Source organism: Longilinea arvoryzae, assembly GCF_001050235.1.
GTDB classification, from domain to species: Bacteria; Chloroflexota; Anaerolineae; order Anaerolineales; family Anaerolineaceae; genus Longilinea; species Longilinea arvoryzae.
Genome location: NZ_DF967972.1, coordinates 1,806,371 through 1,822,543 on the forward strand (window position 1 = coordinate 1,806,371; position 16,173 = coordinate 1,822,543).

Consider the following 16,173-nt stretch of genomic DNA (forward strand, 5'->3'; position numbering starts at 1 on the left):
CGGCCGCCCCGCCAACCCAGCCCTGGTTTCTGCAAGGTGTCCCCTGTGCCGCGGAGCCGTCCCACAGGCAACCACCTCGCCGAATTGACCTCGGATGTTTACAGTATAGAGGACATGTGTTGCAAATATAGCAACAATAAGAGGAAGAAAGCCACAGAGATCACAGAGTCCGCAGAGGAAATGAACAAAAAGAGGAAGAAAGCCACAGAGGAGGTTAACAAAAAGAGGAGAAAGCCACAGAGACTACGAAGGAAACGAATCAAAAGAGAGTGATTTTGACAAAGAGACTCAGCGTTTCTTCAATTTCGATCTTCTGCTTATTGCCGCTCTGAGTATTCTGTGTTCTCTGTGGCTAACTCCCGTAAAGCATATTCATGCGCCGGAGTTCATCCAGCAGCATCTCGCGCAGCTCGGGTGGAGAAAGCACCTCCACCTCGGCGCCCCAGCCGCGGATCCAGGGCAGCATCTCGCGCGGTTCGGCCACCTCGGCCGTCCATTCGAGACTGCCATCCTCGAGTTCGAAGATGCGTTCGGAGGTGTGCCAGCGGGTTTCACTCACCCGCCGGGCGGCTTTGGGTGAAAAACGCAGGCGAATCTCGACCGGGTCGTGGTCGCTGATCCAGATGCCCCAGGCGTTGGCCAGCAGGCTGGTGGCATCGAAATCTTCGGGAATGGTGTAGTGTTCATCGAGCAGCTCGACGCTCTCGATACGCTCGATCTTGAGGGTGCGCAGAGCGTTGTCCGGCTCGCGGGCGCCGATGACGTAGGTGCTCTGGCCGATGGCGTTGGGCTCGATGAAGTAAGGCTTGAGGATGAATTCGGCGAGTTCGTCCGTGCGGATGCTGCGGTGGAGAATGCGCACCTTGCGTGCCTGAGCCCAGGCGCGGGCCAACGTTTCCAGGGCCTGGCGGTAGAGATCATCCCGCAGGGTGGCGCTCTCGATCCATTCGGCGGAGAGGCGCAGGCTGTGACTGATGAGTGGGGCCATGCGCGCCGTGGCCTTGCTGAGCTTTTGAATGGCGGATGCGGCGTGCGGATTTTGACGGTCGGTACGCGTGGCCAGCATGCGCGTGGCCAGGTGGACCGCCAGGGCTTCGTCCAGCGAGAATTCGATCTCGATGGGCAGCTTGGCGCGATCGATGCGCCAGTGACCGGCGTCGTCCTGAAAGATGCAGGCTGGCAGGTTGGCGTAGCGGCAGATGGTGGAGCGGTTGACGCCCAGGCGGCGGGCGATTTCGGCCGGGCGCAATCCATCCGGAAAATCGAGCAGCAGGTTGATGATGGCTTCGTTGCGGTCGCGATTTTCGATCATAATGACTCCAGCGCGTGGGGATGGCTTGATTGTAAACCGGATTGGAAATCGGGACGCCGGTTCTCGCGCGGAAGACAGCAAAAAGGAGAAAAGATGGAAAGGCGGACACGCAGGTCCGCCGCTACAGGATCTTGGGGAAAGAAAAAGCCCCGGATCAGGGCTTTTCTTGAAGAGAGGCGACGATGGGATTTGAACCCATGATCAGGGTTTTGCAGACCCTTGCCTTGCCACTTGGCCACGTCGCCGTTTGAATGGTAGCAGGATTTTAACAAAGTTCAATCGTTTGGTCAAGGCAAAGCGCCGGACCAGTTGCCGGTGAGCGATGTTAAAGAAAAAAGCCTCCAGTTTGGAGGCTTTGAGCGGGCGATGGGACTCGAACCCACGACCTTCTCCTTGGCAAGGAGACATTCTACCAACTGAACCACGCCCGCATCACTGTTTTCAGTGTGCCCGAAGTATAGCACGGCATTTTTAAACCGTCAACCCCTTTGAAAAAATTTAAGAATATTATGGCTGCTGCACGGCTGCACCAGGAGGCGTTCTTTCTGCAGGCTCCTGATTTTATTTCCGATACTCAAATCCTTTTTCGGGCGCCCATTCGCAGGCGCCGGGAGCTTGATACCAGCAATCGCAGCACAGATTACCGTCCGCGAGGGTGCCGCTGCGCCGGAAAGACTGGTGAAAATAATGCGAAAACAGATAATCCATACGGCAAACCTGTGGGAATAATTCACGGTACCCAAACAGGTCGGCCAGCTTCAACATGCCGCATTCGAAAATATCGATCCTAAAAGTATTCCGGTCGATGTCGGTATATTCGATGCGCCAATCGAAGGGATGCAGTTGGCCGGCCTTGCCGAGCTGTTCAGCGCGGACGGCTCTTTTCCGAAACGTCCCCAAATACATTTGTTTGCCAAACCATCGCAACAATGGAGTCGGGATGCTTTTGACAAAATCTTCATTGATCTGCCAGATGAGATTCAAGGCGCTGGACTTTTCGACCCCCAGGTCTCTCAACGTTTGATACCAGGCAAAATAGCATGGCCCATACAGGTAATTGAAGGCGAAAATGCTGTCGCCAATATCCTGGACACGCGGCAGCATGCTTTCGAGATGCTGCCTGGACAGGACGGCAAAGCGGCGGTAAAAATCGGCGCCGTAGATTGTCTGGATGCCGCTTTTCGCGGTGCGGGTCATGGCGTTGAAAATGAACCGGATTTTACGGATTAGCATGGGTCTCCTTTTTTGACTGCAATGCCGGAGAAATATAAACCGGAAAATGGTAAACCGCATTGATCTACTTTCGAGGTCTGAAGTGTCAGGCCGCAGGCTGCGATTATCTTCAACATATCGCGGTTGATATTGCAACCGCATGCCAAAATGTTGTAAAAAGGATTGAGCAGGTTCTGCAACGCGGCGATGCATCGGTTTTGGCTTTTCCCATGCTCGAGGAAGAAAAATCTTCCTTGCGGTTTTAGAACCCGGGTAATTTCCCTGAGCGCAGACTCTGCATCCGGAATGCTGCAGAGTGTGAATGTTCTCACCACGCTGTCAAAACTGGCATCTGGAAAGGCCAGCTTTTCCGCGGACATGATCTGGTACTGAATTCGGATGCCGGAAGCGGGGTGGGGTGTTTGCAATGGAAGGATATCGATCGCGTTCATCGAACGAATGCCTGGCGGGTAGCAAGCCAGGTTGAGCCCCGAACCGAACCCAATTTCGAGGACTTCGCCGTACACCTGAGCCAGGACTTCGCGGCGCAGCCGCTGAACCGATTCATTCCCGAGGCGGCGATTCATCAATGGTTGGAATAGGATCTTCCAGTAGAGGTTTTGCATCTGATTCTTTGAAGGCAGGGCTATGCAATGATTTCGTTGATGAATGTATCGACAAAAGCATCGATGATCTGGCTGGCGTACGGTTCATACTGACTTCTGGCAGCGCACAGAACGAACAGCGCCTGCAGGTAGGAAAGGATCCGGTTCACGTCGGGTGTCACGTGTAATCCGCGAGCACTCAATTTCTCGATCAGATTTTGCAGAAACGCGCCATCCCTCTGCAAGTGTTCCGCGATCATTTTTGGATCGACTCCCCTGAGCAGATAATCCAATTCTTCTTTTTGCATCAATCGTAACAGCGATTGCATCGCTTCCGAGCGAAGCATTTGTTTGAGCGCATCTCGAACCGCAATGGCCGATATCTCAATGGAGGGTTCGACAAAAGCGGTAAATTCATTTTTCAGGTCTTCTTCGGCGCGATCGTAAACCACGAAGAAAAGGGTTTCTTTGGATGGAAAGAATTTGTAAAAAGCGCCGGTGGAAATGCCTGCTGACCGCGCGAGATCTTCCACAGTGGTTCTGCGTACACCGGTATTCGCCAGGGCATCGAAAGCGGAGGCGATTAGTTTTTCTTGAAGATGTTGTCTCTGGTTTTCTGAAAATCCGCGCGGCATGGTTCGATCTTTCTTATATGAATATATGAATAATCTATTCACATATTATATAAAGAATGTCCCACCGCGTCAAGGTTTCGGGATCGTTGAGATAGGGTATCCACCCGGCCTGTTCTTTGCCGGTGATTTGAAAGAATCTCGTTTCTCTGAAACCAACGCCAGGATTGGCAATTGTAATGTTGATATTCTTTCCAAAAATTGGATAAAAATGCTACAATATTTTTCAGGCCAATTCCTATCTCATCGTTGGTATGGAGGTGATCGCTGATGACTGCCCTCAAAACGACACTGACCGGCTACGCCGTGTATCGTGGGAGAGAAGGACACTGGAGTTTTCTTCTGCACCGCATCACCGGGTTGGGAACGGGCCTCTTTCTCACCGTTCACATCCTGGATATCGCTTTTGTCTATCTGGCTCCTGACCTCTTTGCCAACGCCATCCGGCTGTATCAATCCACATTGTTTGGCATCGGCGAGGTGGCGCTGGTGTTCTGCGTGTTCTTCCACGGCGTGAACGGGCTGCGCATCGCCTTTCTCGACCTCGTCAAACCGGATTGGTGGACGATATCGAAGCAGCGCAACTGGACGCGCGTGACGCTGGCCATTTCGCTGGCGCTGTGGCTGCCATCCGCGGCAGTGATGTTGTACAACCTGCTTTACCATAACTTCGGTCTGTTCGGTGGGTAGGAGGAAAGGATGAGAGCAACGAATCACACGGTTCGGTCCGTGAAGGTGCCCGCCAATTCCGAGACCATCGCCTGGAAGTGGATGCGCTACAGCGCCTTTTTGCTCATCCCGTTGGTGTGGGTGCATATGATCCTGCAGGATGTGGTGATTGGCGTGCACAACATGAATCTCGGCTACGTTGCCGAGCGTTGGGCCAGTCTGGGCTGGCGCGTTTTCGACGGCCTGCTGCTGGCTTTTGCCTTCGCGCACGGCGTCAATGGATTGCGCCAGGTTTTGAACGACTTCTTTCATACGTCCGCAGGGCGTAGAGTTTTGAACTGGGCGCTGTTCATTTTCTGGTTGAGTATCACCGTGATCGGTTTCATTGCGTTGATCGCCGGCGTCAGACAGCCATTTCCATTGCAATAAGCCCGGGAGGCGACCATGACACAAACCCATATTTTCGACGTGGTCATTATCGGCGCGGGCGGCGCCGGGTTGATGGCGGCATTATATGCTTCGCGAACCGCCAGGACTGCGGTCTTGAGCAAACTATATCCGATACGCTCGCACACCGGGGCGGCTCAGGGCGGCATTGGAGCGGCCCTGGGCAACGTGGAAGAGGACCACTGGGAGTGGCACGCCTTCGATACCGTCAAGGGCTCGGATTATCTGGGCGATCAGGACGCGATCGATTTCATGTGCCAGGAAGCCGTGCAGTCGGTTTACGATCTGGAACATCTGGGCCTGCCCTTTTCACGCATGTCCGACGGACGCATCGCCCAACGACCTTTTGGCGGGCATACCAACAACCTGACCGGAAAACCGGTCAGGCGATCCTGTTACGCCGCCGATCGCACCGGGCACATGATCCTGCAAACGCTCTTTCAGCAGTGCATCAAGAATCAGACCCTTTTCTTCGACGAGTTTCAGGTGCTGGATCTGTTGATCGAGAACGGGCGAGCGGCCGGTGTGGTGGCCGTTGAAATCGCCACCAGCGAATTACATGTTTTTCAGGCCAAGGCGGTGATATTTGCCACGGGCGGTCATGGGCGGGTGTGGGAAATTACCTCGAATGCCTATTCCTATACCGGCGACGGCGTTGCCCTGACCCTGCGGCGGGGTATCCCGGCCGAGGACATGGAGTTCTTCCAGTTCCATCCCACCGGCATTTATAAACTGGGAATTCTCATCACCGAAGCGGTCCGGGGGGAAGGTGGAATTTTGCTCAACAACGACGGCGAACGCTTTATGGAACGCTACGCGCCGCATATCAAGGATCTGGCCTCGCGCGACGTCATCAGCCGTTCGATGTATTTGGAGATGAAGGCCGGAAAGGGAATCAACGGCCAACGATATATGCTTTTGGATGTTCGTCCCGAGACGGTGAATAAGTACGCCGAACTGGACGGTCGCACGCGCCCGGATGGCACACCTTACCGCGTGACCGACCAGGAAATTCTTAACAAAATTCCGGATATCACCGATTTCTGCATCACGTATCTGGGCATCGATCCGGTCAAACAACCCATCCCGGTGCAGCCGACCGCGCACTACGCCATGGGCGGCATTCCCACCAACAAAATGGGCGAGGTGGTTATCGACGACCAGGGTACGGTGCTGCCCGGCCTGTATGCCGCCGGCGAATGCGCCTGCGTTTCGGTGCATGGCGCCAACCGCCTGGGCACCAATTCGCTGGTCGACCTGATCGTATTCGGCAAGCATGCCGGCATCCGGGCCGCCGAATATGCCGCCGGGGTCGATTTTCAGCCCCTTCCCTCCGATCCGACCGGACCGGCGCGACAGCAGATCGAGAAATTATCCGTTGGTAGTGGAAAAGAGAAAGCCATTACCATCGGGCGCGAGATGAAAGCCGTCATGTTCGACCATGTGGGCGTGTTTCGCACGGCCGAGGGGCTGCACGCCGCGATCGAGAAGGTGAGAGAGTTGCGCGAGCGCTTTCAACAGGTGCGTGTAAGTGACAGCGGCAAGATCTTCAACACGGAACTGCTGAATACCTGGGAATTGGGCAACATGCTCGACCTGGCATGGGTGACCGCGCTGGCCGCCGAAGCTCGCACCGAGAGCCGTGGAGGGCATGCGCGGGAGGATTTTCCGCAGCGCGACGATGCCCGCTGGTTGAAGCACAGCCTGGCCTGGTTCGACGGCCAGTCGGTGCGCCTGTCCTACAAACCCGTGACGATCACGCATTACATTCCCCAGGAACGCGTTTATTGAGTCAAGGAGCCGGAAATGCAATATCAGGTGAAGATCCTTCGCTTCCTTCCTGAACAGGATGACAGACCTCATTTCGCGACCTTCGAAGTCGAAGCAGACCCGGCAGACCGCGTGTTGGATGTGCTTGAACAGATCCGCGGTGAGCAGGACGGCACCCTGTCCTTCCGGCGTTCCTGCGCGCACGGCGTGTGCGGCTCGGACGCCATGCGTATCAATGGGCGCAACGTCCTGGCCTGCAAGGTGCTGCTGCAAGACCTGGATTCCACCGCAATCGTGGTCGAACCCTTGCTGGGCTTGCGCGTAATCAAGGATTTGATCGTGGATATGGAGCCGTTCTTCGACCATTACAAATCGGTGCTGCCATACCTGATCAATGATGATCCACTGCCTGGCGATGGTAAAGAGCGTCTGCAGAATCCGGCCGATCGAGATCGATTCGATGACACCACCAAATGCATCCTGTGCGCCGCATGCACCACCGCCTGCCCATCTTTCTGGGCCAACGATGAATATGTCGGCCCGGCGGCAATCGTCAATGCGCACCGCTTTATCTTTGATTCGCGCGACCAGGGCGCAGAAATCCGGTTGAGTATTCTCAACGAGCAGATGGGGGTCTGGCGCTGCCGGACGGTCTTCAACTGCACCGAGGCCTGCCCACGGGACATCAAAGTCACCCAGGCGATCGGTGAAGTAAAAAGAGCCATTCAAACAGGGCGGGTCGAATAGCAGTACAATAGAAAAAGAGGAGTGTAGACTCCATGGGTGATCGGCGGTCGATGAACCTTTACTGGAGGTGCACCATGTTACTCACCATTCTCACAGGTCATGTCGCCAAAGAAAATCGGGAGTTACTCAAAGAACGGTTTGCCCGGGAACTGCATAATCCGCCTCAGGACCTGCTGCAAACTTTCCTCATCCAATCCGAGGATGATCCGCATTGCTGGCAGATTATCTCATTGTGGCGAAACCTCGAGGCCTACGAGAAAGAACATAGTGGAAAGATCATGGAAGCCTGCGTGCAAATGTTTTGCGATGCCGGCAGCACGCCGGACCGAACGATCTTTCATGTGACGGAACACTATACCCGTGTATAACCGGTTTTCCCGTCATCGCGCACACAGGGGCACTCCCTTTGAGATAAGCATGCTCCATGGCTGACCTGCTAAACCGTCTGGTGGAGCTCGAAGCAGATATCCATTACAAAATGGCTCCACTCGATGGCGAGCGGGACTTCGGCTATGATTTTGGCCGTTTACCGATTGTCATTTCGGCGCCGCACGGCGCAGCCCATTCACGCAACGGCGCCCTCAAGAACGAAGATGATTACACAGCCAGCCTGGCCCGCCTGGTGGCTGAGATGACCGGCGCGCACGCACTTTACCTGAGTTATTATTCCAGTACGGATGCAAATTTCGACGCCAGCGCGCCCTACAAACAATTCCTGCAGGAAGTGATAAAACGCAACCGCATTCGCTTTGTGCTGGATTTGCACGGCGCGGCTGCATATCGTGATTTCGGCCTGGCGTTGGGCACGTTGTACGGCGAGAGCTGCCCGGATGAACGGCCTTTAATTCTTTCGATTCTCAAGCGCTTTGGTTTTCAGGAGGATGCACCCTGGTTGAGCCGTTTGGATCTGGATGACACTTTTACCGCGATCGGCGTCGAGGATCAGGAGACCGTCACCCGTTTTGTTTCGCAAAGGCTGCACATCCCGGCGGCGCAGCTCGAATTGAACGCCTATTTGCGGGTGGTGCGCCGCCAGCCGGATGCCAGCGAACGCGATCCATTCCGGGGCGATCCGGTCGCGATCGAACGCACGGTAACAATGCTATGCGCGTTGGTACGCGAGCTGGTGCGTTTTCGCCGGCCTTGACAGGGAGTTTTTTGTAGAATTTCAAAAGATCGGTTATAATCAAATTGTTGTACAAAAAATATCCAGCCTATTTGGCTGATCTTTGCCTTTATTGCCCTTAATCCTTCCACCGGGTTGGATGTTCATTCAGCCGGAACCCTATTAATTGATGTTTCAGGAAACGAACCGCAAATAATTTATGTGGGTTTTACACGCGCACTGGCAGCCGCCACAACGTTCGGCTGACCTTGGGGGCATGATTTTTTGGGCCGAGACCTCCGAGGAATTACCGCCGACACAACTACGACGTCTATCGCAGCGGATCAAAGTCCGCGAGCATCCCTTCTGCCTGCCACCCGAGTTGATTCGGGAACGGGTGGGTTCAGGCACGCCATTGGAAGCCGCCCCCAAACGGCCGATCTTCCTCAAGCTGCCCACCGGCCATCAACGCCCGCTGCCTTCTCCGGAGTTGAACCACGATTGGGAAGTGGATCTCGAACAGCGGCCGACCCTGATGACCTGGGCAGTTTCCGGTTTATGGCTGCCGCTGAACAAGGCTTTTGGCGTGCTGGCGAACCTGCCGGTTGAAAATCTGGCTGGCGGGTATGTGCTGGGGCAGGATACGCGCTACTGGCGGACGGTTACCAATCTCGTGATGGAAGTGCTCGCCGAGCAGAATTTCCTGCCCATACTGGTCGAAGTGGATGAGCGCCACAACCTCTATCACGCGCGCTGGCAACCGGTTTTGGATGGCCCGCGGGACGGGCAGCGCCTGGCGCAACTGGCCGGGGCCATGCCGCCCATTTGCCGCGCTGAAGCCGAGCTGATGGAAACACCGGGATCGGAGGCCATCCGCATCATTCCGCGCGAGCTGCTGGAGAGCTTTCTCAACACGATGACCGACGCGTTGGCGCGCTCGTGGGGCGCGGCCAAGGCCCGCCAGCTTCAGCCCAACAGTGATGACCTTCTGGAACGCTGGCTGTACGCGCTTTTTCAGGAAGACGCGCGCGTCAATGCCTCCGCGGCGCAGCTCGAAGCGCTGGAAAGCTCCCTGCGCGCCTGGCGCCGTAATCTGGAGGCCGCCGGAACGCGGACCTATCGGATCGCGTACCAGTTGACGGCGCCGGTGACCCAGCCGGCGGATCCGAACGAGCCTGCCTGGGAACTGCGCTATTTATTGCAATCGCGAGATGATCCGAGCCTGCTGCTGCCCGCGGAGGATGTCTGGCGAACCGGCAGCTCGGCGCTGGTTCAATTGGGCCGCCGTTTCGAACAGCCCCAGGAAAAATTGCTGGCCGGCCTGGGTTACACGGCGCGCATCTTTCCACCCATTCTATCCAGTTTGCAGGCCCGCCAGCCGGTCAGCGTCAAGCTGGATACCAAAACTGCCTACGCATTTTTGCGCGATGCCGGTCCCTTGCTGGAACAGGCCGGCTTTGGCCTGATCGCGCCCACCTGGTGGAACCGGCGCGACGCACGCCTGGGCGTCAGCCTGCACCTGAAACCCGGAAAGTCGGCTCGCATGGCCTCGGGCAAGTTGGGGCTGGATACGCTGGTGCGCTTCGAGTGGAAATTGTCCCTGGGCGAGACCACTTTGACGCGCGAAGAATTCGAAGCCCTGGCGGCGCTGAAGATGCCGCTCGTGCAGGTGCGCGGGCAGTGGGTTCAGCTCGACAGCGAGCAGGTGGAAGCGGCCATTCACTTCTGGGAGAAACAGCGCCAGACCGGCGAGATGAGCCTGGTCGAGGCGGCGCAACTCGCCCTGGGCGGCAAGGCTTCAGCGGAAGGCCTGGACGTCGAAGAAGTCAGCGCCGAAGGCTGGGTGGAAGACTGGCTGGATCAATTGCAGGATCAGGAAAGGTTGAGCGAACTCGGCCAACCGCCCAGTTTGAAGGGCGAACTGCGTCCTTACCAGCGATTCGGCTTCTCCTGGCTCGAATTCTTCCGCCGCTTTGGCCTGGGAGCCGTTCTGGCCGACGATATGGGCCTGGGCAAGACCATCCAGGCGCTCTCGCTGATGGCCTACGAAAAAGATTCACTGGGCAAACTGCCCGGACCGGTGCTGCTGGTTTGCCCGACCTCGGTGGTCACCAACTGGGAGCGCGAGGCCAAACGCTTCACGCCGGATTTGAAAGTGCTGGTCCATCAGGGACCCGACCGGCTGCGCAATTCCGAATTCCAGAACGCCGCGCGCGCGTCTGACCTGGTGGTGACCAGCTACGCGCTGCTGCGAACCGACGCGGAGCTGATCCAGTCGTTGAAATGGTACGGCGCCATCCTGGATGAAGCCCAGAATATCAAGAATCCGGCCGCCAAGCAAACCCAGTCCGCCCGTAAATTGCAATCCTCGTTCCGTTTCGCCCTGACTGGCACGCCGGTTGAAAACCGCCTCTCGGAACTCTGGTCGATCATGCAGTTCCTCAATCCCGGTTTCCTGGGCGGTCAGGAAGCCTTCCGGCGCGAGTTCTCGGTGCCGATCGAACGCTTCAGCGACCCGGATGCCACCGAAAGATTGCGCCGCCTGGTGAGCCCGTTCATATTGCGGCGCGTGAAGACCGATCCGCGCGTCATCCAGGACCTGCCCGAAAAGATCGAGATGAAAGAATATTGTCCCTTGACCGAGGAGCAGGCGACGCTCTACGAAGCGGTTGTCAAGGACAATCTGAAGAAGGTCGACGAGCGCGAGGGCATCGAGCGTCATGGTCAGGTGCTGACCATGCTGATGCAGTTGAAGCAGGTATGCAATCACCCGGCTCAGTATTTGCACCAGATTTCACCCGAACCGGGCGCAACCCTGGTCAAAAGCGGCGATGGTCGCGAAAGCGCCCGGCGCAGCGGCAAGCTGGCCCGCCTGGGTGAAATGCTCGAAGAAATCATCGCGGCTGGCGATCACGCCCTGATTTTTACCCAGTTTGCCGAAATGGGGAAACTGCTGGCTGAAGTTCTGCCGCAGATGACCGGCAGCCCGGCGCTCTTCCTTCATGGCGGTACGCCGCCCAAGGTGCGCGATCAGATGGTCCAGCGTTTTCAGGAAGATGAGAACGCCCCGCAGATTTTCATTCTATCGTTGAAAGCCGGTGGAACGGGGCTCAACCTGACCCGCGCGAGCCACGTCTTCCATTTCGACCGTTGGTGGAATCCGGCTGTCGAAGATCAGGCTACCGACCGGACTTACCGGATCGGCCAGGTGCAGAATGTGCAGGTGCACAAGTTCATCTGCACGGGAACCCTGGAAGAGCGCATCGATGAGATGATCGAGTCGAAAAAGGGACTGGCGGATGCAATCATCGGCACCGGAGAGCAGTGGCTGACCGAGCTTTCGACAGATGATTTGAGAGATTTGGTGACGCTGCGGCGTTAGGAGCAGGTATGGGCAAGAAAGCTGCCTATGGCAATGGCGGAAACAATAATAACGGGAATACCAACGGCAACGGTTGGGGCATGAACCCGCGCAAGGCGCGCGGCGGCATCAAGGCGCACAGTGAGGGCGATGAATTCGCCAAGAACTGGTGGGCACGGCGCTGGATCGAATCCATGGAACGCTTGGTCCCCGTGGCGCGGCTGGAGCGCGGCCGGTATTATGCCCGTGAAGGCCAGGTGCTCTCGCTGGAGGAAATCAAGAACGGCGTTGCGGCGCGCGTGCAGGGCTCGCGGGCCAAACCGTATCTGGTGACCATTCGAATGCGCCCGTTGAGCAACGAACAGTGGAAGAAAGTTCTGGACGTGCTGGCGGATCGCGCCATTTTTGCGGCGCAGCTCCTGGCCGGTGAAATGCCCGCCAACATCGAAAACGCGTTCGCGACCGCCGGCGTCAGCCTGTTCCCGGTCAGCCCGGGCGATTTGATGACGGAGTGCAACTGCCCGGATTGGGCCAACCCCTGCAAGCATGTGGCCGCCACGCATTATATTCTCGGCGAGCGTTTTGATGAAGATCCTTTTCTGCTCTTTCGTTTGCGCGGCCGCACTCAGGAAGCCATCCTGAACGGCCTGCGCCAGCGGCGCTCGGCATCCTCCGAGATGGAACCCGAGTTGATGGCCGAATCGCGGGCGGATTATGTGCCCGCGTTGGAAGCCGACCTGGAGCATTTTTGGGAGATGGGATCGGGGTTGCAGTCTTTCTCCGTCCAGGTCAAGGCGCCCGCCATCCATTTGCCCCAGTTGCAACGTCTGGGCGAACCTGAACTGCCTACCCAACTGACGGTAAAAGGCGAGCTGGAAGATGCCTACGATGCCATCAGCCAGTTCGCGTTGATGGTGGCTTACGGCGACTTCAGTGCGCCGCCACAGGATGAAGAATAAGCCACACAGGGCACAGAGTTCTCAGAGAAGAGAAAGCCACAGAGAGCACAGAGACCTCAGAGAAGAATAAGCCACAGAGGACACAGAGTTCTCAGAGAATGAAGAGTAAGAATTAAAATGGAACAGAGATCCTTACCGACAGGATCTCTGCTCCATTTTCCGGGCCTTCTCTTCTTTCAAATCTTCTTCTCTGAGGACTCTGTGATCTCTGTGGCTATTTCCCCACCACCTGGCCGCCCAGGATCACGGCCTGCACCCGCTGCAGGGCCGTCAGATCGTCCAACGGGTTGCCGTTCACGATCAACACATCGGCAATGCGGCCAGGCTGCAACGCGCCCAACTCGTCGGCGTGGCCGCACACTCGCGCGGCCGTGGTGGTGGCCGCAGTGAGGATTTCAGCATTGCTCAGGCCGGCCTGTTGCAGCAATTCCATCTCGTGCCAGGGCAGGCCGGCGGCCATGCCCGCGCTGCCGTAATCGTTGCCAAACGCGATGACGCCGCCCATCTGGTGAAACTGGCGCACGGCTTCGACATAGACGCGCACGCAGGCACTGCGTTCGGCGTCACTCTGGGCAACCGTATTGCAGGTGCGTCGTTCGAGGACCTCCAGAGTCGGCGTCAGGGGTGCGCCCGAATCGGCGAGACGTTTCAACTGGTCGAGATAAGTTTGCGGCAACTGGAGGGCTTTGTCGGTGCGCATCCACAATTCGAACACCTGGCGCGAGAATTCCGGCGCCGGGATGTGTTCGACAGCGTCCACCCCGGCGTCCAGGGCCAGGTTGATGTATCCAGCATCCAGCACGTGCGCGCGCACGCTCAGGCCCTGCCGGTGCGCCTCGGCAACGATCGCCCGCAGCACCTCTTCAGATAGCACGGGCAGCGGTACGTCGCCGCGTCCGTCATCCAGCGCCACCTTGATATAGGAGACTCCCTCGGCCGCCAACCGCTGCACAGCCCTAACGGCTTCCTCGGTGGAGCCCACCTCCAAACGCGCGCTGGCATCGGTATCGGAAGGATACCCACCTGGAGCGCTGAGGAAGGGTCCGGAATAATACACGCGCGAGATGAGTTCTGTTGAGGGCGGCGTGCTCCGATATTCGCGTAATTGAATGGCGCCTGCGCCCGTATCGCAGAGGGTCGTCACGCCGGCTTCCAGAAATTTGCGGCGGACCTCCGGTTCTGCGGCGTTGTGAACGTGATCGTCGATCAGTCCGGGCAGGATGGCGCCGCCATTGGCATCGATCATTTGCGTGCCGGCCGGAATGGCGACCTGATCGGCTGTCCCGGCGGCTTCGATAATCCCGTCTCGAATGACCAGCACACCGTCCGGAACCAGTTGGCTGCCGTCCCAGAGCGAGCCGTTCGTCACCGCCAGTACGGCCGGGGTGGGCGCGACCGGGCTGACCGGCGCGGTCTGGCAGGCGCTCAGCAGCAGGCTACAGAGCAGCAGGATCTTAGTCCAGTTCGACATAGACGCGTTTGTTGATACGGCCCTTGCTCTTGTAATCGACGATGCGCATGCGCCCCACTTCAGAGGTGTTGTGAACATGCGTGCCGCCGTCGGCCTGTAAATCCAGGCCGGCAAGTTCGATGGTGCGGATGTGGGAAATTTCGGGCGGCAGAAGGTTGATCTTGGTGCGGATCAGGTCGGGAATCTTGAAAGCTTCTTCCCGCGGCAGGATGGCAATGCGAATGTCTCGCGCAGCCTGCACCTCGCGGTTGACCGACTGTTCGATCACGCTGACCAGGTCACGGGTCAGGGATTCGAATTCGAAATCCATCCGGCCGTGCAACGGTTCCATGTCGCCGCCGGTGACCTGGGCGCCGTAATCGCGGAAAACGACTCCGCACAGGATGTGCATGGCGGTGTGAGTGCGCATCAGGGCATAGCGGCGTTGCCAGTCGATCCGGCCGCTCACCTGCGCGCCGATCGCCGGAAGAGGCGCCGCGGCTGCCAGCGTGTGCCAGATCCCGTCGGGTGCCTTGCGGGTCCGTTCCACGGGTAAGCGGGTTCCCTGCCATTCGAGCCAACCGGAATCAGCCGGCTGGCCGCCGCCGCCCGGGTAAAAAATGGTGCGATCGAGCGCAACAGCGTGAGCTTCAGGGTCCGCCCCGATTACCGTTGCCTGGAATTCTTTCAAATAGCTGTCGGTTTGATAAATCAGTTCAGTCATACCTGACACCTCCGGCTGGATGATTGATTCTACTCCCTTCCGATAGAAAAATCGGACCTCACCTTACATAAATGATATTCATAAAAATGACAGATCGCTAAAAGACCGGTTCAAAGTGATGTATATTTTACAAAGGCGACCGATTCCAGAGCATTCGGGATGGAGAAAAAATTATTAGAATCCTTAACGATTGTAATCCGTTCGCTTTATGCTCCGGGAAGTTCGCCCCGGAACTCGGAAGCCGGAAATTCAGGTTTCAAACGCAGCCCGGCACCATGCCAGACAGTCACCTTCGCGGCCGCACCATTCTTTCATCGAAGCCAGGAGAAAATCAATGCACCCGAAACAGAATTATTGTTTATTCGTAATGATCGTCGTTGGTTTGTCTTGCGCGATCCTGACTGGCACAGTTCAGGCGAGCACCCCGGTCGGCCAGGCTGGAACGGATGCTCCGGCCATCGGTTATGAGCGTCTGCCGATCAGCGCCGGATCGACCGGCCAGGGGCAGGACGGTCCGGCAGCCCCGACTGTTTCCGCAGGTGAGACGATTCAGCCGGATTCTCAGACCAGCCTGGAAACTGTATTGACAACGGCCGGCGATTTTACCCTTTCGCTCGACGATGGATCCGCTGAATTCAACGTTGGCATCGGCGCCGCACGGGAAATGTTATTTCTGAATCGTTTTACCCCGGCTGCCAACCTGTATCCCTTTATGCTTAATGAAATCCGGGTGTTCTTTTCAGGCTGCGGTGGAGTGAGGGTTGGCGATGATATCACCCTGGTCGTCTATGAGAATACAAGCGCGAACACGGATCCGTCGAACGGCGCTGTTCTTCGCGCGCAGGTCCCGGCAACGGTCAAGGCCACAAATATCTGGAGCACTTACACGCTCGCGACGCCCATCGTCCTGAACGGGCCGGGGGATGTGCTGATCGGGGTGGTGGCCATGGAAAAACCGGGCACGGAATATTATCCGGCAGCCATCGACGTGACTCACAGTGCTGGGCGTTCCTGGGCCGGCTGGTGGACCGCATCGCCGCCGTCCAACTTCGCCCTGCCGCCGGACGGTTCATGGTCGCTGACGGACACTGAGGGAAACGCCGGCAACTGGATGATCCGCGGGTATGGAACGACGTCCAATCGATTTATCTATTTGCCGCTGGTCACCCGGTAGAACTGC

At 57.3% G+C, this 16,173-nt stretch carries 15 protein-coding genes and 2 tRNA genes; 9 read left to right on the plus strand and 8 right to left on the minus strand.

Translation table 11 applies throughout. The annotated features are described in order from the left end of the window. Positions 1 to 352 precede the first annotated feature (352 nt). The 6 genes from LARV_RS08005 to LARV_RS08030 all read right to left on the minus strand — a co-directional run bounded on the left by LARV_RS08005 (position 353) and on the right by LARV_RS08030 (position 3,764). Entirely contained in the window at positions 353 to 1,312 is a 960-nt protein-coding gene (locus tag LARV_RS08005; protein ID WP_075073147.1) for a helix-turn-helix transcriptional regulator, read from the minus strand. Positions 1,313 to 1,486: 174 nt separating this feature from the next. Next, positions 1,487 to 1,557 (minus strand) — tRNA-Cys (locus LARV_RS08010). A gap of 113 nt (positions 1,558 to 1,670) precedes the next feature. Continuing rightward, a tRNA-Gly gene (locus LARV_RS08015) sits at positions 1,671 to 1,743 on the minus strand. A gap of 130 nt (positions 1,744 to 1,873) precedes the next feature. Then, positions 1,874 to 2,545, minus strand: a complete 672-nt coding sequence (locus tag LARV_RS08020; RefSeq protein ID WP_075073148.1) for an L-2-amino-thiazoline-4-carboxylic acid hydrolase — start codon at positions 2,543 to 2,545, stop codon at positions 1,874 to 1,876. Next, entirely contained in the window at positions 2,539 to 3,150 is a 612-nt protein-coding gene (locus tag LARV_RS08025; protein ID WP_075073149.1) for a class I SAM-dependent methyltransferase, read from the minus strand. The genes LARV_RS08020 and LARV_RS08025 overlap by 7 nt, the downstream gene beginning before the upstream one ends. Before the next feature lie 20 nt (positions 3,151 to 3,170). Then, positions 3,171 to 3,764: a TetR/AcrR family transcriptional regulator gene (locus tag LARV_RS08030; protein ID WP_075073150.1), complete on the minus strand. Its 594-nt coding sequence runs from the start codon at positions 3,762 to 3,764 to the stop codon at positions 3,171 to 3,173. A gap of 267 nt (positions 3,765 to 4,031) precedes the next feature. Between LARV_RS08030 and LARV_RS08035 the strand changes: the two genes are divergently transcribed. From LARV_RS08035 to LARV_RS08070, 8 genes are all read left to right on the plus strand, one after another. Beyond that, positions 4,032 to 4,451, plus strand: coding sequence for a hypothetical protein (locus LARV_RS08035; protein ID WP_075073151.1), 420 nt, complete (start codon positions 4,032 to 4,034; stop codon positions 4,449 to 4,451). Between the two features lie 9 nt (positions 4,452 to 4,460). Next, complete coding sequence (locus LARV_RS08040) at positions 4,461 to 4,859, plus strand: succinate dehydrogenase, hydrophobic membrane anchor protein (RefSeq protein WP_075073152.1); 399 nt, start codon at positions 4,461 to 4,463, stop codon at positions 4,857 to 4,859. Between the two features lie 15 nt (positions 4,860 to 4,874). Continuing rightward, positions 4,875 to 6,668: an FAD-dependent oxidoreductase gene (locus LARV_RS08045; protein ID WP_075073153.1), complete on the plus strand. Its 1,794-nt coding sequence runs from the start codon at positions 4,875 to 4,877 to the stop codon at positions 6,666 to 6,668. A 15-nt stretch (positions 6,669 to 6,683) separates the two neighbouring features. Then, entirely contained in the window at positions 6,684 to 7,394 is a 711-nt protein-coding gene (locus LARV_RS08050) for a succinate dehydrogenase iron-sulfur subunit (RefSeq protein WP_075073154.1), read from the plus strand. Between the two features lie 74 nt (positions 7,395 to 7,468). After that, a complete protein-coding gene (locus LARV_RS08055) occupies positions 7,469 to 7,762 on the plus strand; it encodes a hypothetical protein (protein ID WP_075073155.1) in 294 nt (97 codons plus the stop codon). A 56-nt stretch (positions 7,763 to 7,818) separates the two neighbouring features. Beyond that, positions 7,819 to 8,541 carry a hypothetical protein gene (locus LARV_RS08060; RefSeq protein ID WP_075073156.1) on the plus strand — a complete coding sequence of 241 codons (723 nt, stop codon included), beginning with the start codon at positions 7,819 to 7,821 and terminating at the stop codon, positions 8,539 to 8,541. Positions 8,542 to 8,719: 178 nt separating this feature from the next. After that, positions 8,720 to 11,881: a DEAD/DEAH box helicase gene (locus LARV_RS08065; protein ID WP_075073157.1), complete on the plus strand. Its 3,162-nt coding sequence runs from the start codon at positions 8,720 to 8,722 to the stop codon at positions 11,879 to 11,881. Between the two features lie 8 nt (positions 11,882 to 11,889). Continuing rightward, on the plus strand, positions 11,890 to 12,819 hold the full coding sequence (locus tag LARV_RS08070; RefSeq protein ID WP_083522414.1) for an SWIM zinc finger family protein: 930 nt from the start codon (positions 11,890 to 11,892) through the stop codon (positions 12,817 to 12,819). Positions 12,820 to 13,033: 214 nt separating this feature from the next. On the opposite strand, the gene LARV_RS08075 is transcribed toward LARV_RS08070, so the two are convergent. After that, positions 13,034 to 14,290, minus strand: a complete 1,257-nt coding sequence (locus LARV_RS08075) for an amidohydrolase family protein (RefSeq protein ID WP_075073158.1) — start codon at positions 14,288 to 14,290, stop codon at positions 13,034 to 13,036. Beyond that, complete coding sequence (locus tag LARV_RS08080) at positions 14,274 to 14,993, minus strand: alanyl-tRNA editing protein (protein WP_075073159.1); 720 nt, start codon at positions 14,991 to 14,993, stop codon at positions 14,274 to 14,276. The genes LARV_RS08075 and LARV_RS08080 overlap by 17 nt, the downstream gene beginning before the upstream one ends. A 334-nt stretch (positions 14,994 to 15,327) precedes the next feature. Between LARV_RS08080 and LARV_RS08085 the strand changes: the two genes are divergently transcribed. Then, on the plus strand, positions 15,328 to 16,167 hold the full coding sequence (locus LARV_RS08085; protein WP_075073160.1) for a hypothetical protein: 840 nt from the start codon (positions 15,328 to 15,330) through the stop codon (positions 16,165 to 16,167). Positions 16,168 to 16,173: the final 6 nt, after the last annotated feature.